Raw genomic sequence first — 18,615 nt, 5'->3', positions numbered from 1 at the left:
CGTAGAAATCCAGCCGTGTGTGGATCAACGGTTCGGGAAGAAGCCGTACCGCCCCAGACCCTCCTGCTTGGTGAAGTGATGGACAACTGCTGTGTCTGAAAGCTGTGCAGGCGGTGTGGTGTTCTCGATAACCACAGTCTGCGCTGAGGCCTCGATGTCGAGGTATTTATAGAAAGCCGCTGCAACGTCGAAGCTGACGTACTCGTCCTTATTGTCGACGCTAGCGCCCGCGGGTTCCGGCTGCCGGTAAGTGACGAGGGGTGAGTCAAGCACCGTTACCCCCGGATGCGGAAGACCACCTTCGTCGCAGTACTCGGCCAATCCGAGGTTAAAGCTGGCGTGAATCATCGAGCGCATACCCTTGCCCCGCGTATGGCGTGGTCGCCCGTCAACGAGGAGATCGTCTTTCTCAATGTCGAAAGCGACTCCGCCACCCGTCTCAATTCCCCATTTATCCAGCAACAGCTTGATCGCCACTGAAAGGGTGTTCAAAGATTGAAGGCTAGGCCACTTCTTAGCTACTGGAGTATCCTGTGGCCCTTCGGGCGTCGCGAAGGTCGAGGCAAGCGTCTCGATCTCCTCAATCTGTTTGTAGGTGGCGAGCATATGAGTGACCTGCGACTGCTTGGCGTACGCGGCGGCCAGTTCCTGCTGCTGGGGTGCAACTTCGCCATCTAGCGCAACCACTGCGTCACGGGCCGATTCGGTGCGTCGAGCTGCCTCCAAGACAGCAGCTTGCGTTGTGCTGACCTGTTCCTCCAGATCGGCCAATGTAAGCTGCAAGTCCGTTAGTAGGTCAGCAGTTTTTTGCTGTTCCGCAACTATTGCGATAGCAAATTTCTCAGCCTCTACTACAGCATGACCTGGTGGGTTCTGGTGGTTAGCTGCGGCTCCACAGAACAGGCAAATATCAGATTGGAAGAATCCCAGAATGTTGCCCGCCTCTTGGACCGCTTCCAGTCGTGCCAGATCGGATTGATATTGATCGCGAAGAAGTGTAAAGCGCGCGGTGATCTCCATCATCTGCGCGACTCGATGTTCCAGTGAACGCTGATCATCGGCAAGTTCATCTCGCGCGCGGATCAGCGAGTGGCGCCTGGCGAGCACATCATTCAATGCCGGATTCAGTTCCGCGATGGTATTGCCGAGAGCTTCGAGTTGACGCTGAAGCTCATTAGCCGGGGCTTTGCCCTCCACTGTTCTATACAGTCCAGAAAGTACCTGCTGGAGGACTTCATACTTGCCCTTGCTGACTTTGCGGATGTCGTCGGGAACAAGAGCCTCTAGCTCTGAGTCATCGTCGCCTTCGAGTAACACGCGCAATAAAGAGAGCTCGGCCGTTGCATCAGTTCTGCCAACGGGGTGGTAAGGCGGCGTCAGTGCAACCATCTGACCTTCGTGCACTACGAAGAACGGAGCAAGCTGCCGCAAGGTTAGCTCGACTACTTTGTTCTCCGAGTTTTTGCGCAGCACCTTGCCGTAAAGGCCTATGCGCTCAAGTAGAAAAGCCGAGATGGTATTGGTTCGACCTTTAGTGTGCCTGGCCTTGAGCTCCACAACTGCCGTGCTCGACGGCACTTCTTTCATGATGCCGTCGTATACGCGGATGATGCCGGAGTTTAGAGCGCGAACCAGAGTCAGGCTTTCATCGCCGATTTTAATCCCGAGAAGGATGTGAGAGTAGGGCTCCGATTCGCGGATCGATCGTAGCTTTGAGCTTCCCATGGCGAAGTCGATGGAATCGGCAATGAAAGATTTTCCCGTGTCCGACGCGCCGTAGATTACCGTAAGCTTCGGACCAAAATCTATCGTCGCCGGCTCAGCATCTCTTCCCACGAACGTCAGGTGAATGAGTGCAATCCGAGCCATCTACCGCACCTCTTCAGCTGTTGGCGGGCGCTCGTCTAGTTCTTCAGTCCATCGCCCTAGAATCCTGCGAAGCCTGCGCCGCGTCTCCTCGTGGGTGCCATCAGTGAACTCTTGCGCTACCCACTGCGCTGTGTCGATGAGCCGCAGGACATACGACGATTCTAGGGCGCTAACGAAAGCCTCGGCGTTGTCTGCGGCCACGTACTTCATGCCGCCGGTGCTTATCGCAAGATCGACCATGTTCGCGCGCATCATGAGCCGAAGGGCATCCTCGAGCACTGTCTTCTTCAAACCGATCTCGCCAGCTCGAATAGGGACGTCGGGATGAATGCTCGGCGGACCGCCTAGATCACCGCTGTGAATGAGACTGTGGTCCAGCAAGGCCAGGGTGTCGATATCGAACGAACGCGGATAGGCTGCCGTCAGCAGAATTACGGCGCGTAACCCTACCTCGACTGGGCTGTTCAGCGGACCTCTCATGTGGGCTTGCACCACCTGAGCTTGTCCTCATTGGCCAGCTGGTGGCACATCCCTTTTCGGTCGACTGTTGTGACTACATTAGTAAGGGCATTGGATGTGAAGTTCAGGTTCATGGAGGCTTGGAGTACGGCACCAAGCCGGTCGAAGCCGGAGTTATGGCTCCCGTCGTGGATCTCGATCACGCCTTCGAGTATTTCGTTCTGAAGGCTGTTGAATGTCTCTTCTGAGACGCTATCACGCGAAAAGGTTCGAAGTGCCTCGGCGCTGTAGAATGCGACTCTTTGACGGCGGATGTGGGTACTGGCCTCTGGATGTTGCAGGGCGTCCGCTGTAGCGGAAATTTGATCCCCGTGTCTTTCGCGGTGCACCTCGACGAGTTGCTCAAGGTATCGGTTCTCCCTTGGATGGATCTCGTCAGGTAGCGGCAATGCGTCTGGCCGCGGCGGGAGGCGGCCTCCGAATTCCCTCGTGTAGAGCGAGGTGCCTACGAGGCTGTCTAGTACTTCTTTCAGATTTTCAGTGTTGAAGATGCTGAAATCGGTTCGCGTGGCGAGGTCTCGGATCTTCGCCTTGGTAACGGAGTCCAGGCCGGGGAGCAAGGCTGCACCCTCGTCTAGTTGCTTGATGAAGCCGGCCCGTAGCTGCGTTGGGTGATTTATTTTGTTGCTGAGTTGGGTTCCACACCCTCGCGGAGCTACGAATCGGTATTTCCGGGGGAGGACGTAGTGGTTCTCGGTGACACCCTTGAGGATCTTTGCGATTTCGATGTATGCGTCACGTGGGGTGAGTGGCTTGGCGTAATGCTTGCATTGGTAGCAATCCCACTCGCCTTCGTATCCTCGGCTTGTCGCGAAGGCTGCCACGTCAACTCCGTGGTCGTTGGCGCCGCCCAAGCGTTCCACCTTGGCATATTTAGGAGCGAGGGTGAGGACCCATTCCTCGACGAACTCTTCCCACTGATCCGGCTCATACGTGAGGATTACTTGCCGTGGCGTCAGGCGACGTCCTGCGGCGACGTCAGCGACCGTCAGCACGCCGACGCGGGTCACTGCCGATGGGGCCCCTTGAGGCGCTTCTGCCGCCAATCGACCCTCGGGCAGCGACACAAAGCCTCCCCATATGTGCGAAACATGCACCCCTATCGCGTCCACATAGGGTAGCGGAGCAACCGCTTGATGTAGAGGTTGAGGAATGAGGATGGCCCCTCTGGAGGAGGATGCATCGCCCTGTCGGTCAGAAAAATGCAAGATCATCGAAGTCCAGAGAATGTGCACCAGGCCACGAGTCGCTGGTAGGGGGCGTGCGGCGGGTAGCCGGCCATGCCGTCGGCGACGTGGCACCTGATCGTGGTGAGGCCGCGTTGCTGGTGCAGCCGATTCGCCCAGCCGACCAGGTGGTCGCTGATGTCGATGCTGGTTACGCGGCCGGTAGTCCCGGCACGTGCGGCGAGCACCGCGCCCGAGTATCCCGTGCCGGTGCCGATTTCCAGCACGCGTGCGCCGTCGTGAACGTCGAGGGCGATCACGTCGCGGTGGATGGCTTGCGCGGCGGACCGGTGCAGGGTCTCACCGCGGTGCTCGTTGTGAACGTAGTAGCGCTCCGGCACACTGCCGAGCACTGTACGGGCGTCGATCACAGGACTCCTTCCGCGATGCGCGGTGGCTTACCGTCAGCGACGTCAGACGGACGATGCGATCGGGCAACGTGACGTTCGAGGCTTGCCACGTCGGCGGGGAGGGCGAACACCCGAGCGAACTCCAGGACCGCGCCGTGGCGGACCTACCGTGCCGGGAACATCTCCTCGTCCGGGTACGGATTCTCAAGCCAGTCGAGGTTGAACAGCCCCTCGAGCGACGCCGCGTTGAGGAACTGTGTCCAGGCCACATCGACGCGGAGAGTGTCAATATCGCACCACCAGAGCGGGTGCTCGTTGCACTCGCCGTGCACCACCCTGCCCGGGATGCCTCAGGTGTGGAGGGCATAGGCCAGGACGCTGCTGGGGCCGAGCCGAGCGCCCTCGCAGCCGGCAAACCCGTGCTCGATGGAAGTCACGGCCGAATCCGCGAGGTCGGAGATGAGAGTCGCATCGGCAGCGACGGTCGTCGACATGTCGGATCCTCCAGTGTCTCGGCCGAGATGCCGATACCGTGGCGTCATCGCCGGGAGGCGCCAGCCCGGCGGTCGCGGTCGTGGTTGGCGGCGCGCTAGCCCGATGGTCGAGGGCGGGATCAGCAGGCCCGTATGGCAGGACCTATGTAGGCAACGGGCGGTGGAGCACGCAGACGACCTTGCCGAGGATGGTTGCCTGGTCGCCGGGGATGACTGGGTAGTGCGGGTTGCGGGGGATGAGTTCGACGTGGCCGTTGCGGGTGCGGTACTGCTTGACGGTGGCTTCGTCGTCGAGCAGGGCGGCGACGAAGTCGCCGTTGTCGGCGACGGGCTGTTGCCGCACGATGATGACGTCGCCGTCGGCGATGCCCGCCTCGATCATGGAGTCACCGCGTACCCCGAGTGCGAACAGGATGCCCCGCCCAACCAGGTCGGCGGGTAGGGACAGGGTCTCCTCGACGTGCTCCTCGGCGAGGATCGGCGTGCCGGCGGCGATGGCTCCCAGCAGCGGCACAACGGCAGCGCGCGGCGCGCTGGTCGTGGTGCCGTCAGGTTGGCGAGCGTCAACGGCGCGTGGGCCGCGCAGGTCCTGCGGATCAGGCCACGCCGCTGGAGGGTTTCCAGTTGATAGGCCACCGACGAGGGTGAGCGCGGCCCCACCGCGGCGCCGATCTCCCGCACTGTTGGCGGGTAGCCGTGCTGCTGGACCCAGTCGCGGATCACTGTGAGGATCTGCCGCTGTCGGCGCGTCAACGCTGGTGGATCAGGTGGCGGGCCGGTTCCGGTCATTCCGCGACGATACCCCAACCATCAGTACATGTGTACTAAATGTGTTGCCTCGTGTCGGCGGCGCCTTGCCGAGGCCGGGCTCGATCCAGATGCGCTGATAGCCGAGCCAGCGGTCGAGTTCCACACGGATGATTCCCTCAAGGCAAGTACCAGCCACTTACCGAGTGGCTGCACGCACAGGCTCCCGACGGACTTCCGGTGACCTTCGAGGACCTGGAAGACATCCTCGGCTCGTCCTTGCCGCTATCGGCCCGTAACCACTTGCCCTACTGGTACTCGGCCAGCAGCTCTTTGGGCAAGGCGATTGCAGCGGCGAGTCGGACGTCGTGCGGCTGGCGCTGCGGCAGCCTGCCGTGCCGGCAGCGGACCACGCACACGTGTTCCGCCGTTTGGGCCAGGGAGAGCTCCAGCTACGCGGACCTTTCCGGCTCCTGGCTGCGGGCCACCAACCTGACCGGCGCCAATCTCGACTGCACCATCATGAACTCGGTCTTTCTGCAGGACACCAGACGCACCGGTGCTCACGTGTATGGCGCCTATCAGGCGGGAGCCTTCTTCAAGGCGGCCGCCGGGGACGCGCCGTTGACCAAGGTGGACGTGCGCGGCGTCGACTCCACCAACGCATACTTTGTCCACCGCGGGGGCCGGTCGTTCACGCTGAACGCCGACCTCGGCGGCGCCGTCTGGAAGGGCGCGCTGATTGAAAAGGTGATCGACCTGCCCGATGGAGAGATCACCGAGTTCGAGGCGTCGGCGACGTCCCCCGAGAGCTTCGGTCCCGGCTTCACCACTTGGAAGTCGGACAAGACGGATCCGGCACCGTGCCCGGCCGTCACCGGCCCGGAGTCCTCGCCTGCGCCGACACCGGCGGCATCCGGAGCGGTCGCCCCGCCCCCGACCGGCACGCCGAGCCCGCACGTGTCGCCGCCCATGCCGCCGTCGTCAACGGCCCCGGTTGCGTGCGCAGATCACAAGCGGACGAGGCGCAGCGCTCCAGGACAGAGGCGGGGAAGCTTGCCGTCGCATCGTTGCTGTCTCGATGCCGGTGATTGGCGCGTCAAGCGAACCTGCGATGAACGACGTTGCCTACAACTGCTTAACCTTGTCGAGGAACATCTCCCAACTGGCGCTGCGGGCGAACCAGGGGGCCGTCAGCTGACCGAGGGCCACGATCTTTTCGGCGATCGCGACGCTGTCGGCCTCTGTGTAGGTCTGGAACGATGGCCGTGCGCCCGGTGGTGTGACTGCCTTCTTGAGTTCCTCCTTGGCGTTACGGATCTTACCGACGTCCCGTCCAGCGAACTGGTCCGGCCGGCGCCAGGTAGGGCGGACGGCGCGGACCGCGTCAGGGAACAAGAACCACCAAGTCTCCATCTCCCACGCCGGCACGACCGCAAGGACGGGCCACCGCAGCGACCGGTGGCCGTCCTCAATCTTCGTGATCAGTTTCTCGTGCGCCGGCTCCACCTCGTCGGCATCCTCATGCATGAGGACCGCGCGGATCGGCGTGCTCATGTCAACGGCGCGCAGCAGGGCCGCAGCCTTCGTCGATTGGCTTGGCAGCCGCTGCAAGGGCACGTTGCGCACCAGCGACATTGGCTTGCGCAGCGGCTTCAAGGCTCCGCGACGGATGTCCGGGCGCAGCGCGGCCACCAAGATCTGAATCGTCTTGCGGTCGTTGTCGTCTTCACCGAGGATCACCACTACCGAGCGATGCTCACCCCGCTTCGCCGTCATTCCGGGCAGCCCCCGAGAGCGCCGGAGAACCACAGCTCGCCCAGCCCAAGCTCGCCGTTCAGTTCCTGCTCCATGGCTTTGACGGTTTCGGGGTCGATCGCGGGAATCTTCGACGCGGCATCGTCGCCCCGCTCACACACGATGAGTTCGTCCGGCGTCAGCCGATTCACTAGCGCGGGAGAGTGAGTGGCGATCAGGAACTGCGTACGGCCGGACGCTTCGCGCAACAGCTCGACGAGCCGGTCAAGGATATGCGGGTGAAGCCCGTGATCGATCTCTTCGATGCATGTCAGTCGTGGGGGAGACGGATCGTAGAGCAGCGCGAGTAGCGCGAGGGCGCGGATGGATCCATAGGAGGCCTCCTGCAGCGTGGTCACCCCGGACAAGCCGCGCTCGACCAGGGTGAGGACCGTTCCTTCACCGGCGCCACCGATCGCAGTGAACTCCAGACGTTCCAGACCGGGGATGAACGCGCGGGCGTCGCGTTGCAGCGCGTCGAAGCGATCGGCATGCCGCTCGGCCAGGAACGCGAGGAACGCAGCGAGGTTGCTCGCGTCGTTGTGCAGACGCTCACTCGCGCGTTCCTGCGAAGGCCTGCGCGCGGCAGCGACGTCAACGTCGAACACACGGAAGCTGGCGAAGAGATTCGCCAACGCCTCCACCTGCTCGCCGCCGTCCTCGGGGCTGAGCTTCGGCAACGTGGACAAACCGAGGGACCCTTCCCGCAAACTCGCGGTGTCTTCTCCACCTTCCGGCTTGTGGAACGTGATCAGGCCACCCTTGACCGTGATGCGCCGGCCAGGACCAGCGGTCCGCTTGAACGCGAAGCTCTCCGCTCGCCGCAGGTAGTACCGCTCCTTCTCGCTGCGACCTGACTTCAGCTTGTCGGAGGAAAACTCAAGCGTGTAGGTGTCGGTCGCCTTCAATGAGCTGTTCTTGGTGACCGCGGCCTCAACTTCGATGCTGATCGCCTGCCGAGACCCCTTCGCAGCCCGGAACACCACGCGATCGAACCCCGCGCGGCGGTCGAGCGCTGGCGCCAAGTCATCGCGGGTAGCGTCGCCCAGGAACGCGATGACGTCGAGGAAGTTCGACTTCCCCGCGCCGTTAGGGCCAACGAGAACGTTCAGCGCCCTCAGGTGAACCTCGACATCGCGAAGGCTCCGGAAGTTGATTACCTTCAACCGGAGCAGGTATGGGGGACGCCGGACAGCCACGCCCGCAGCGTACCTGGTTGATCACTGTCGAGGTGAGCGGCGCGCAGCGTCTCAAATCAGCTAAGCGATCCTGTGTCGGAGTAGGTTTCCGGGATCGTTTCCCACCTGGGTGGGGTGGCGTGGGCGTGGAGATGGAATCCTGCGCCCAGCGCTGCTCCTCGGGCCTGGTGGCCGGTGGTGGGTGTGCTGGTCGTGGTCACGTTCTGGTGCCGGTGGGCTGCGCGGGGCAGCCGTCGGTCCGTTGGTGCGTGTCCCTCCGGACGCTTGCCCGCCCGCCGGTGGGGCCGGGTGGGGGAGGGTGCCCTGCGTCGCCTGGGCGCGGGGCGTGCTGGCTTGCGCGGGGTGGGGCCGGTCTTCGACCGGTCCATCCCGCTGGCTTTCGTGGTGGGGGTGACGACGGCTGCGGCTTCGAGGGTGTCGACGACCGACCGGATCACCATGTGCCCGCTGGTCTTGTCGATGGCGGTCTTGGCTTGGTGGGTGAGGCCGCGGGCGGCGATGCGCCGCCAGGCGCCGTGGTCGCGGTCGCCCTGCCAGCCGCAGGACGGGTGGGGGCAGATAGCCCACTTCCAGCCCGCCACGGTGGGCTGGTCGGGGGCTTTACGGTGCCGTAGCGGGGTGAGGCACTGCGGGCAGTGTTTGGAGGTGTTGCGGGCGGGGACGGTGACCACGGCGATACCGGTCTCGGCGGCGAGGTGTCGGATGCGGTCGGCGATCTTCCCGCGGACCTGTTGGGACAGGCGTGTGTTCATGGTGGCGCCCATGCCCTTGGCTTCCATCGACCGCAGGTCTTCCAGGTAGATCACGCTGGCCCCGGCCGCGATGGCCTGGTCGACGGTCCAGCGGGCGGCGGCCCAGGCGAGGGCGTCGTTCAGGTTCGTGCGGCGGGCGGACACGTGCTGGATCTCGTCGCGCAGGACCGCGTGTTTCGCCCGTAGGTGTTCGTCGGGGCGGCCGTCGATGAGCCGCTGGTAGTGGTCGGCCTTGGCATTCAGCCGCTCACTCTGTCGGCGCAGCCGATGCTGCTTGGCCAGGACACCAGCGGCCCGGAACTGGCCACCGGCACCGAGCGCGGTGATCCGACCGTCCGGACGAAGTCGGAGGGTTCCGGCGGTGAGGAGGGTGTTCAGGCCCCAGTCCACGCCCAGCGCCACCTCGTGCCCGGCGCGCTTGGCCTTCGGCACCGGATGCGTGTAGGCGAGATCGGCGTGCACCGTCCGCCGGTGACGCGCAGGGTGGGTAGATGCAGCACTGCGCCCGCCCGCCCAGGGTGAGCCACACCGGGACCGGCACCTGCCCGCGCTCGGGCGCGGGCACGGTGTCGCGGTGGTGGAGGGCAGCGAGGACGAGCAGGATCATCGCGCCGGTCTTGCCAGCGCCCGCGTCCCCCAGCAGCACGAGCCGCCCATGCGGCAACCGGGCGTAGACCTCGTCATGCAGGCGGGTCACCACCCCCGACCCCAGCACCCGGGCCGTCCCACCCGGGTGATCCGTGGAGGCGGGGTCGGGCAAGGGCCGCGGGACCACACCCGGCACGGCAGAGGCATTCACCTCCCCAAGGCCAGTCCCGACATCGGCGCTTCCCCACCGCCAACGGACCGTCGCCGGTGCCGGCGTAACGATTCCCCGCCGTCTGGCCTCCGCCAGCCACGTCACGCGCATGACGTCCGCGAGCCGGCCGGCCGCAGCCACGAGCGGCGGCGGCTTCCCGGCCTGCCCGTGGAAGTGGATGTTCTGCACATTGCGGTCGCCGACCTGGACACCCTGAGCGCCCTGCAGTTCGACCTGCGCCCCGGCCCTACGACGCCGCCTCACCGCCACCGACCCGAGTTGTTCAAGACCAGCAGCGGACGGCGCGGCAGGGCGCCCAGGGCGCGTAGCGTTACCGCACCGGGAGTGCTCCGATCGGAGTCGATGGCCCAAGCCATCAATGCTGGAACGGTGGCCAGCGCGACCGTGCCGATCGGTGCGAACACGTTTCGACTCGAAAGCTGCACAGCCCGTGATTCTCCTCCCGGCGACTTCCAAGGGAAAGTTCGCGAGGTTCAAGCACCATCCCGGCTCCCGGCCGACCCAATCCTACGACCGGCCGTCAATGGGCCGACTCGGCTTGTTCTTTAACCTCGGACGTCTCGGTCGGGCAGGCAGTCCTGTATGGACTCGGCGTGTCGCGGAGACGTAAAGCGGCCGCCGTCTAATGATCCTTCGCATGCCTTGCAAGGACACGGAGAGCAGAACAGGCGGTGGCCGTGGCCACGATTCTGGACTACCTGGGAAGCGTCTGCCCGACACGCCCATGTCCGACCCGTCGACGGTCAGGTCGGTCGAGGATCCAGCAGCGAGCAGCTATGGCTGGTTCCTGGTGTAACCCCTGTAGATGGGCGCGGCATGACGGGCTGGCACGTGCCGGCCGGTCAGATGGCGGGCCTGCAGCGCATTCGGGGCCGCGGACACGGCCTGCCGGAGTTGAGCGTCCGCCGACGATTCCGCAATGGGTCTCGAGGACGGGTTCCATCAGCAGCGCCTCCCACCGGAGCTGTGAACAGAACTTGGGCCACCGCAGTCTTGATGGCCGCATGTCTGGCTACGGTCCCTCGGCCCTGTCGGATTGTGCGATGTGGCGGCGGACGGCGCCGGCGTGGGGGTCGCCGAGTGGGTCGAGGATCTGGAGCGCGTGCTGCCAGTAGCGCTGCGCGTCGTCGTGTTGGCCGGTGGCGTGGAACGTGTCGCCGAGGGCGGCGAGGGTGAGTCCCTCGCAGCGTCGGTCGTCGAATCTGCGGAAGAGTTCCAGGGCCCGCTGATGCTGTTTAAGGGCCTCGTCGAGTTCGCCAGCTTGCTGGTACGCGAGGCCGAGGGGGTAGGAGGCCCAGGCGACGCTCCATTGGTCGTTGATGCCGTCGAGGACGGTGACCGCTTCCTGGTAGTGGGCGATGGCGGTGTCGAGGTGCCCGCCCGCGCGGTGGCAGTTGCCGAGGCTGAGCAGGGACATGCCCTCGCCGCGGGTGATGCCGTGGCGGCGGAAGACCTCCCGTGCCTGCCCGTACAGGTTGAGCGCTTCTTCTATCTGCCCGAGTTCCTCATGGATCAGGCCCTGGCCACGCAGGCAGAATCCTTCTACCCAGTGGTCGTCGACGTCGCGGCTGGCATCGACGCCCTGGCGGTAGCAGTCGAGGGCGGTCTCGCGCTGCTCCATCCGCCAGTAGGCGTCGCCGAGGCAGCGGAGGTTGGCGGCTTCGCCGAGGCGTGATGCGGCGGACCGCGCCGCACGCAGGCCGGTGAGGTGGACGTCGCGCCAGTCGGCCCAGTACGACTTGAGTTCGAAGAAGCCGTCACTGACCACGGGCAGCTGCCAGGCGATGTCGAGGTCGCCCAGCTCGTCAGCTTGCCGAACGGTGTCGAGCAGGTTCAGCCGCTCCTGCTCAAACCATGCCATCGCCTCGGCCACGGTGCGGACAGGAGTCAGAGGGACGTCGGGGTCGGCAGCGGGCAGAGCGATCGCGTGGGAATAGGGAAGGATGACCTTTCGGCCTTCCTCCGCCATCCACAGGTACCAGGTGTAGCCACGGCGCCGTGATCGGCGTTGCTGTTCGGGTGTCTCTTCGGCCTGCGCGCGTTCGAGGGCGTACGCACGCAGGAGGTCGTGGAACAGGTACCGGTCGCGGGCAGGATTCTGTACGAGGTGCGCCGCGGTGAGCTGGTCGAGGAGACTATGCGCTCGGGGGAGGCTCACACCGGCGATGGCTGCTGCTGCGGCGGCCGAGATGTCGGAGCCGGCGTGCAACCCGAGGAGCCGAAAGAACCGCGCCGCATCCTCGGGCAGCGCCCGGTAGGACCAGGAGAACACCACCCGTACGTCGGACAGCTCGTCATCGACGACCGTCAGGGCGTCAAGCTGGCGGTCGGCCAGCGCGAGGTCGGCCACGAAATCGGCGAGGGTGACGTAGGGGGAGTTGGCGATGCGTTCCCCGATGATCCGCAGGGCCAGCGGGAGGTAGGCGCAGCGGCGGGCGAGTTCAGCGGCCGCCTGAGGCTCGGCGCGGACTCGGTCCCCGCCGATGCTGTCGCGCAGCAGCGCGAGCGCTTCTTCGGGGGACAGGACGTCGAGGGTCATCCGTGACGCTCCTTCCCGCGCGACAAGGCCGGAGAGCCGGCTGCGGCTGGTGATGATCGCCATGCAGGTCGGTGCGGCGGGCAGCAGCGGCCGAACCTGGCCGACCGTGGACACATTGTCCACCACGATCAGTACCCGCTTGCCGGTCAGGACGGAGCGGTAAAGGGCGGCGCGTCCCTCGGTGTCCGTCGGGATCTGTTCGGCCGGCACGTGAAGGGCGCGAAGGAAGGTGTCCAGCGCCTGGCCGACGTCCAAGGCCGGGCCCGGCCCGTAGCCGCGCATGTCGACGTAGAGATCGCCGTCGGTGAACCACCGCCGGACCCGGTGAGCCCAGTGCACAGCGAGGGCTGTCTTGCCCACACCGGGGGCGCCCGCGATGGCCGCGACGGTCATCGACCTGCGGCCCGCACCCAGGGTTTCGTTGTCATCGGGCAATGCCGCGTCCAGTCGGGTGAGGGTCTGCTCCCGGTTGACGAAGCGGATCGCGTCGAGGGGCAGTTGGCGAGGTGGCGGTGCAGAAGGCGGTTCCGCGCGCCCGAACAGGTTGATCCCGCCGTGCACCGTCCCGGCCTGAACGACAGCCTCAGCATCGCCTGACGACTCATTGCGCGCCGTGTCCACGCTGCCTCCTCCCCGGCGGCGAGCTGCGGATTTATGGGGAGCTGGGCTGTAGCCGGTCTGCGTACTTCCGGTAGGGGATCGACGCCGAGACGGCGGCATCACGCCACAGGTTGGCCTGCACGATCTTCTCTGGCTCGTTGATCAGCTCGCCGGAGACGAACCGGCCCTCCTCGTCGTAGTACATCGCCACGAGCTGCGAGGAGTCGAACAGCCAGTAGTCGTAGTGCGGCAAAGCGGCCGGCCAGTCGTCGCCGGAGACCGCGATGAGGCGAACGTCCTCGCCCGCCTCGACCGTGTGCTCGTAGGCCCAGCCGCATTCGAACCGCACGTAGTCCGACAGCGGCTCGGCCACGACATGAACGCGGTGCATGCGCTTGCCGGCCGACACTGCTGCCCGCACGGTGTCGCACCAGGCCGCGATCCCGGGAAACTCCCCGCGTGTCTCACCGGCCAGGAACCGGCCGAACTCATCCTGCTCGTACGACACGTCGTACCGCTGAAGCGTCTCCAACCGGTACGCCGTGTAACGGAAATCGCGGAACAGCCGGTTGAACTCGTCGTCATCCAGAGACGTGAACGATCGGGTCAACGCTCGATCACCGCTGCCCGGACTCGCGGTAGCGCTCGATCGCGCCGAGCACCACCTCGGCAGAGATCCGAACCGCACCCTCACCGGGAAGAACGTTCTCCAGCTCGCCGAAGGTGTCTCCGTCGACCAGGTGCCCCTGGACGACCAGCTCTCCACTCTCTGCGAGGTAGACCGTCGGACAGCCGTTACCACCCGAGCCGACGTCCTTGTAGAGCTTGGTCAGCTTCACCGCGACCTCCTTCGAAGCAGACGGCCAGCCAGTGCCGTTGGTGAGGAGAGTAGTGCGTAGCGTAGCGGCCGAACAAGCGGATACCGTCTATCCGACCTTGGCGAATCAGGGCGCGCGCATCGCCGTAAGCGCCCATGTCTGAAGGGTCACCGAGCGCGGAACCGGAGCGGCTGGCTGGCACCGGCCCCGACTCTTTGGGGCCGGCTCGAGGTGGTCAAACCCGTCCACGTCACCAGCTCTTATGGCGAGTTTGGGGCTGACAGTAGCATCGAGAGAAGTGGATAGGATTCGCCGTCTCTGGTTGATCTTCGTGTCGGCCCGAGCATCGATGCTTGGAGGTAGACCCACGGTGGACCCACTCATGGTTACTGCGGCGACAACGCTCGCTGCGTGGACGACCAACGAGCTTGCCCAGGGCGGCCAGCTGGCGGTGTCCGCGCTGATCGATTTCCTGCGGGACCGATTTCGGCGCGAGCCCGAGGCGCGGGAGGTCATCGAGGGCGTGCTCCGCCAGCCGTCACAGGACTCCGTTCGTTCCCTTGTGGAACTGCTGGATCGCGAGGCGCGACGTGACCCCGCGTTCGGCGCAGAGCTTCGGGCCCGATGGGAGCGGACCGAAGCGGCCGTCGCAGCGGGTCCGGGCGGCGTGGCGAACTCCATCTCGGGTGATGTCAGCGGGCCTGTAGTGCAGGCGCGTGACGTCCACGGGGGTATCTCGTTCGGTGGCGCGTGAAGTTGACTGGCGGCGGCCCGAGCCGTTTGGCCGCTCCAACCGTCGCCGCCCATGCCGAGTCCGCTGTCCCAAGCCGCTGCCGTCACTACCGGGCACGGGCTCTGTCGGCGCTCACGGAATTCCCTACGCGCTTGTCACGCCCAAGTACGCGAGTCGCAGCAGCACGGCGGACCATCATGCCGTGTCGATCAGCGGCTGCGCGAGAGCCCAGCGCGAGCAATCGGGACGGACATCCCGTCCAGCCACGCACCGGCTCCGACCAGGGCGGATCAGGTTTTCGGCAGGGGCAGGGTCAGTAGCCGCCAGACGGTGCTGCCGACCGGCACGCCCCGGTTGAACCCGAGCCGGACCTGGCCGCGTTCGTCGAGGTCATGCAGCCAATCCTGATCGCGGCGAAGGACGATGCCCCAGCGAGGACTGCGCAGACCGCCACGGCCAGCAGCGCGCTCAGCGGATAGCGCACGCCGCGCGGGTCACGAGGATCGGGCACCGCGGCGAGGGCGTGAATCAGCCCGCCGTGTTCACCATCGGTGACCGACGCGGTCGAGGTCGTGGAGGTATGTGCTGTTACGGCCGGTAAAGGGATGAGAGATGATGCCATCGGCGGGTAGGTCTTCCTCGGTGTCGTGAAGCGTCGCAACTCCATGATCACCGACGCGGCCCCACCCGCTTCCCACGCCTGCATAGAGGCCGGTCACGCATCAGATTCCCTGGTCAACACCCCACCGCTCGACTACGCAATAGCCCTGCCCCCACACGGAAGGACGAAAGGGGATGCGGCCGGCATCAGGCCGCGTCGGTTCCGGCGAGGTGGGCGGGGAGCCGTCTCAGGCAATCGGACCAGCCCGTGCGGTGCGCCTCCACCGCTTCGGCGGGCAGCCCGTCGTGGACAACCTGCAGGTCGGTGCCGTCGCGGGCCGGTACGAGGTCGATGGTGACAGTGCTCGTGTGCTCGTCGCCGTCCCACTGCCAGGTCATGATTAGCCGCTGCGGCCGGGTGAGCTCGAGGTACTCGCCGGACACCGCCATCGGCGGGGACGCGGCGCTGATCCGATAGCTTCCGCCGGTCTTCGCCTCCAGGGTGGCGGCGGGTTGCAGCTTCCGCGGCCAGAACCATGCAGCCAATTCTTCTGGGTCGATGAGCGAGCGCCATACCCGCTCCGGTTTCGCGTTGACACGCAGCGAAACGAGGACCGGCACGGCGAGGCCGGGCCGAGTGTTGTTTTCGATGCTCACCCGATCGAGCATGAGGATGTTCGTCCGGCCACGCAACCGGCGCGGCAGGGAGAGTCGAACGTTCGGTCGGCGAACCGCTCGCTGACGCAGATCGCGTAGCCGTCATCGCGCACGCATGTCGGCGCGATCGAGCGTTCGGCCCGCCGCGCCCCGTTGACTGAGCGTTGCGGCCGGTCGGCGGCAGATGTGCGCGTCGGATTACGGGGTTGGGTGTACGTCACGACGCATGTTGCTGTCCGGACCTACGTGGTCTTGTCCGGAAGCCGGTCGGGGCGGATCGCGATTGTGTTGATGGTGCCGTTACCCCAGAGCGTGGTGTTCAGCAGCATCTGGCCGTCGGTGGACAGCATGGTGAACTTGGGGACGAACCGCTCGGTGAACAGGCCGGCGAATCCGCTGCGCAGCGCCGGCACGTGACTGCCGACGAGGTCCCACTCGGCGGCCAGCCGGACCCGCACCCAGGCATAGTCGGGATCGGCGTGTTCCGGGATGTCGTAGTAGATGCCGAGCAGGAACTCGCGCTGGTCGTTGAGCAGCCCGTACTCGCTGGCCATGCGCCACCAGTCGGCGTTGACCTTGGCCGGCAGGTCGTGATCGTCGACCGCGACCGGCGCAGAATCGAACCGCCCATGTTCCGCCAGACACCTGGCCGGACCTCGACGCGGCGGCAACGGTTGGCGGACCTCTCCACGGATCCGTCCCACGAAATGCAAGCCGGCCGGAGCCAATTGGGCCTCGACATCCGCGTCTGTCAGCGACACCAGCGGACCATACCCGCTCACGACACCGCTCGTGGACGCAGTGGCGCGCCGGGTCCCGGCAGGCTGCACAGATCGAGGTCACCGACCGTCGCGGTCGCCTGGCGGCAGATCCGGATGCCTCCGGCCGGCCGCGAAGAGGCTCTTGGGATCATGGACAGGGTGGCCGGGTTCAGTTTTAAGACGTCGTGGCTGGCTGTCCGGGACCGGACCCCTGGGGAGGTCGCCGATGCGCTTGAGCTGCGCGACCGGGAGGTCCTCGACTGGGCCATTGGCACCGACCGGGCCTACCGGTATGGCGTGTATGTGGCCGCGCCGGTGCCAGGCTGGACCCTCGCCCATGGCCGGCTGCATGTGCCGGCGGGGTTCGACGCGACGGAGCCTCCCTTCCCCGACTGGCTCAGGGAGCTGAGCAGGCACCTGGGCGAGGTGCAGTTCTTCGCCAGCGAGCGGGTCCCGGATTATCACGCCTGGGCCCGGGCCGAGGATGGTGAGCTGTGGCGCGCCTACTGTTTCATCGGAGAGCGAGGCGAGGTGCCGCTGTTCCTTGGTGGTCCGACAGTCGATGAAGTCGAGTTGGGCATCGGCATTCGCGGTACGGAGCCCGGGTGGGAACACTGGTCGGACGATGAGTGGACAGCCTGGTACGCCACGACGCCGTCCGAGTTCGACGTGATGGCGATGGCCGGTCGCTGGAGCATCGACCCGAACACGATCGACGATGCCATCGTGACTGCGACCGGCATTTACGGGCTACCGCTGTCGGTCTCCAACACGTCTCCCACGGTCTCCTAGACCATCAACGGTGACGCTACGCAACGCCCGGTTGGCGGCAGATCCGGATGGCGTCGACAGGGCGCAGTCATCGCTCGGGCGCGACCTGGATCTCCACTCGATGCCGGAGGTAGTCGTCGTTTGAGGTGCGAGCGATCTGCACGGCCTGAGCAACTTGGTCGCGCATTTGGTTGGGGTACATCTGTGGGTCCAGGGTGAGGCCTGGCAGTATGCATCGGCGCAGGTCCAAGTCGTCGTCGGTCAGGAAGCGGCGTAGTGCGGTAAGGCGGTACCGCTCGCGCAGGTCGCTGACCGCCTCGTATTCGGCGGCGCTTTCCGGAGTCATGGTCGTCGTTCCCGGTAGGTACCTGACTCCTATCGAGGTCCAGTACCAGGCGCGTGCCGCGCCTGCCGCGTCGGCGGGGGCACCGGTGTCGAGATAGTCAAGCAGCGCAACCTGGACGCGACGGCGGCCGAACGCGGTGATGGCGGGTTCGACCAGTTGCCGGTTGAAGCTCGGATCCGGCTCGTACACTGCGGCTCGGATCAGCGGTTCGAACCATTCGTCGGGCATGCCGCGAGCACCGGTCGGGTGCTTGGCCCGGCGTGCGACGGTCGCACCGATCATCCGCCGGGCACGATGACGCCAGAACAGACGGTCGTCGGGCTCGTCGACGTCCGGGGGTTCGGCGCCGACGAGGTCGAGGAGTGCCTGTAGCGAGGCGTGATAGACCGCCGAGCGATCAACCGTACGCCCAGGTAACGGTTGGAACGTAGCGGGCGTCTCGTTTGTCGATGCCATGGGCGACCATGGTAGCCGGCGCTCTCCTCAGCCCGACCTCGCTCAGGTTTCCAGCTCTTGGCCAGCTGATTGCCGTGACGCAGAGCGACGCTCGGAAGGCGGCAGATCCGAGCGGCGCCATGAGCGGACGCGGCCAAGTTCACGAGCTCAGTTGGCCCAGGGATACGGCCCCGGAACAACCACGGTTAGGGGTGCGGGCTCACGGCTCACGGTTCGCCTATGCCGAAGGTGATCCGCTGTCGAATACCGACACCACCGGTAACGCGGTGGATGGTAAGTGCGGTGAGTACGACTACGCGTGCGCGCTGCGCATTTATCAGGCGGCGATGGATGTCTACAACGATGCGATGGAGCAACGCGACCGGGACATGCAGGCCGCGGGGCGCAGATCGCGCAGCAGGAGGCCGAGTTCCAGCGGGCGGAGCGGGAAGGCCGGGTCTCGCTGCTGGACATTCTGTTGCAGGTCGGTGTCGGCATGCTGCTGGATCTGATCGGCTACACCTCGTTGCAGGGTTGTCTGGGTGGCAGCCTGTGGGACTGCGCTGACCTGGCCTCCAATGC

General features: G+C 65.5%; 19 protein-coding genes and 3 pseudogenes. 4 read left to right on the top strand and 18 right to left on the bottom strand.

Annotated features, from left to right (window positions below; translation table 11 throughout):
• Positions 1-24: 24 nt before the first annotated feature.
• The 6 genes and pseudogenes from AB0C02_RS30990 to lexA form a co-directional block, all read right to left on the bottom strand.
• Positions 25-1,869 (bottom strand): hypothetical protein, encoded by a 1,845-nt coding sequence (locus AB0C02_RS30990; RefSeq protein WP_357552677.1) that lies wholly within the window; start codon positions 1,867-1,869, stop codon positions 25-27.
• The gene (locus AB0C02_RS30985) at positions 1,870-2,349 is read right to left on the bottom strand and encodes an ABC-three component system middle component 2 (protein ID WP_357552676.1); all 480 of its coding nucleotides are present in this window, start codon (positions 2,347-2,349) and stop codon (positions 1,870-1,872) included.
• Positions 2,346-3,455, bottom strand: a complete 1,110-nt coding sequence (locus AB0C02_RS30980; RefSeq protein WP_357552675.1) for an ABC-three component system protein — start codon at positions 3,453-3,455, stop codon at positions 2,346-2,348. Before AB0C02_RS30980 ends, AB0C02_RS30985 begins: the two co-directional genes overlap by 4 nt.
• Before the next feature lie 143 nt (positions 3,456-3,598).
• Positions 3,599-3,985: a methyltransferase domain-containing protein gene (locus tag AB0C02_RS30975; protein ID WP_357552674.1), complete on the bottom strand. Its 387-nt coding sequence runs from the start codon at positions 3,983-3,985 to the stop codon at positions 3,599-3,601.
• A gap of 329 nt (positions 3,986-4,314) precedes the next feature.
• The gene (locus tag AB0C02_RS30970) at positions 4,315-4,458 is read right to left on the bottom strand and encodes a hypothetical protein (protein ID WP_357552673.1); all 144 of its coding nucleotides are present in this window, start codon (positions 4,456-4,458) and stop codon (positions 4,315-4,317) included.
• 142 nt (positions 4,459-4,600) lie between these two features.
• Positions 4,601-5,247, bottom strand: a pseudogene (gene lexA / locus AB0C02_RS30965) (transcriptional repressor LexA).
• Between the two features lie 198 nt (positions 5,248-5,445).
• On the opposite strand from lexA, the pseudogene AB0C02_RS30960 reads away from it, so the two are divergent.
• Positions 5,446-5,742, top strand: a pseudogene (locus AB0C02_RS30960) (pentapeptide repeat-containing protein); the annotation flags it as partial.
• 44 nt (positions 5,743-5,786) lie between these two features.
• On the opposite strand, the gene AB0C02_RS30955 reads toward AB0C02_RS30960, so the two are convergent.
• The 8 genes from AB0C02_RS30955 to AB0C02_RS30920 all read right to left on the bottom strand — a co-directional run bounded on the left by AB0C02_RS30955 (position 5,787) and on the right by AB0C02_RS30920 (position 13,751).
• The gene (locus AB0C02_RS30955; protein WP_357552693.1) at positions 5,787-6,179 is read right to left on the bottom strand and encodes a hypothetical protein; all 393 of its coding nucleotides are present in this window, start codon (positions 6,177-6,179) and stop codon (positions 5,787-5,789) included.
• A 154-nt stretch (positions 6,180-6,333) separates the two neighbouring features.
• Positions 6,334-6,984 carry a hypothetical protein gene (locus AB0C02_RS30950; protein WP_357552692.1) on the bottom strand — a complete coding sequence of 217 codons (651 nt, stop codon included), beginning with the start codon at positions 6,982-6,984 and terminating at the stop codon, positions 6,334-6,336.
• Complete coding sequence (locus tag AB0C02_RS30945; protein ID WP_357552672.1) at positions 6,981-8,201, bottom strand: AAA family ATPase; 1,221 nt, start codon at positions 8,199-8,201, stop codon at positions 6,981-6,983. Before AB0C02_RS30945 ends, AB0C02_RS30950 begins: the two co-directional genes overlap by 4 nt.
• A 56-nt stretch (positions 8,202-8,257) precedes the next feature.
• Positions 8,258-9,415: a zinc ribbon domain-containing protein gene (locus tag AB0C02_RS30940; RefSeq protein WP_357552671.1), complete on the bottom strand. Its 1,158-nt coding sequence runs from the start codon at positions 9,413-9,415 to the stop codon at positions 8,258-8,260.
• A gap of 597 nt (positions 9,416-10,012) precedes the next feature.
• Entirely contained in the window at positions 10,013-10,177 is a 165-nt protein-coding gene (locus AB0C02_RS30935) for a hypothetical protein (RefSeq protein ID WP_357552670.1), read from the bottom strand.
• 608 nt (positions 10,178-10,785) lie between these two features.
• Positions 10,786-13,032, bottom strand: coding sequence for a tetratricopeptide repeat protein (locus AB0C02_RS30930; protein ID WP_357552669.1), 2,247 nt, complete (start codon positions 13,030-13,032; stop codon positions 10,786-10,788).
• The gene (locus AB0C02_RS30925; RefSeq protein WP_357552668.1) at positions 12,965-13,522 is read right to left on the bottom strand and encodes a DUF6879 family protein; all 558 of its coding nucleotides are present in this window, start codon (positions 13,520-13,522) and stop codon (positions 12,965-12,967) included. Before AB0C02_RS30925 ends, AB0C02_RS30930 begins: the two co-directional genes overlap by 68 nt.
• Positions 13,523-13,529: 7 nt before the next feature.
• Positions 13,530-13,751, bottom strand: a complete 222-nt coding sequence (locus AB0C02_RS30920; protein WP_357552667.1) for a hypothetical protein — start codon at positions 13,749-13,751, stop codon at positions 13,530-13,532.
• Positions 13,752-14,112: 361 nt separating this feature from the next.
• On the opposite strand from AB0C02_RS30920, the gene AB0C02_RS30915 reads away from it, so the two are divergent.
• Positions 14,113-14,484, top strand: coding sequence for a hypothetical protein (locus tag AB0C02_RS30915; RefSeq protein WP_357552666.1), 372 nt, complete (start codon positions 14,113-14,115; stop codon positions 14,482-14,484).
• A gap of 394 nt (positions 14,485-14,878) precedes the next feature.
• On the opposite strand, the pseudogene AB0C02_RS30910 reads toward AB0C02_RS30915, so the two are convergent.
• The 3 genes and pseudogenes from AB0C02_RS30910 to AB0C02_RS30900 form a co-directional block, all read right to left on the bottom strand.
• Positions 14,879-14,995 (bottom strand): annotated as a pseudogene (locus AB0C02_RS30910) (transposase family protein); the annotation flags it as partial.
• Positions 14,996-15,270: 275 nt separating this feature from the next.
• Complete coding sequence (locus AB0C02_RS30905) at positions 15,271-15,732, bottom strand: SRPBCC family protein (RefSeq protein ID WP_357552665.1); 462 nt, start codon at positions 15,730-15,732, stop codon at positions 15,271-15,273.
• Positions 15,733-15,962: 230 nt separating this feature from the next.
• A complete protein-coding gene (locus tag AB0C02_RS30900) occupies positions 15,963-16,481 on the bottom strand; it encodes a hypothetical protein (protein ID WP_357552664.1) in 519 nt (172 codons plus the stop codon).
• Positions 16,482-16,640: 159 nt separating this feature from the next.
• On the opposite strand from AB0C02_RS30900, the gene AB0C02_RS30895 reads away from it, so the two are divergent.
• Positions 16,641-17,273, top strand: coding sequence for a hypothetical protein (locus tag AB0C02_RS30895; RefSeq protein ID WP_357552663.1), 633 nt, complete (start codon positions 16,641-16,643; stop codon positions 17,271-17,273).
• A 67-nt stretch (positions 17,274-17,340) separates the two neighbouring features.
• On the opposite strand, the gene AB0C02_RS30890 is transcribed toward AB0C02_RS30895, so the two are convergent.
• Positions 17,341-18,054, bottom strand: coding sequence for a hypothetical protein (locus AB0C02_RS30890; RefSeq protein ID WP_357552662.1), 714 nt, complete (start codon positions 18,052-18,054; stop codon positions 17,341-17,343).
• Between the two features lie 298 nt (positions 18,055-18,352).
• Between AB0C02_RS30890 and AB0C02_RS30885 the strand changes: the two genes are divergently transcribed.
• A partial coding sequence (locus AB0C02_RS30885) for a hypothetical protein (protein WP_357552661.1) occupies positions 18,353-18,615 on the top strand: 263 nt, incomplete at its 3' end.

Origin of the sequence: Micromonospora sp. NPDC048999, from assembly GCF_040649295.1 — a bacterium.
In the GTDB taxonomy this organism is placed as follows: Bacteria; Actinomycetota; Actinomycetes; order Mycobacteriales; family Micromonosporaceae; genus Micromonospora.
Note: the sequence above shows the minus strand (reverse complement) of the source record. Positions and strands in the feature narration are given on the sequence as shown.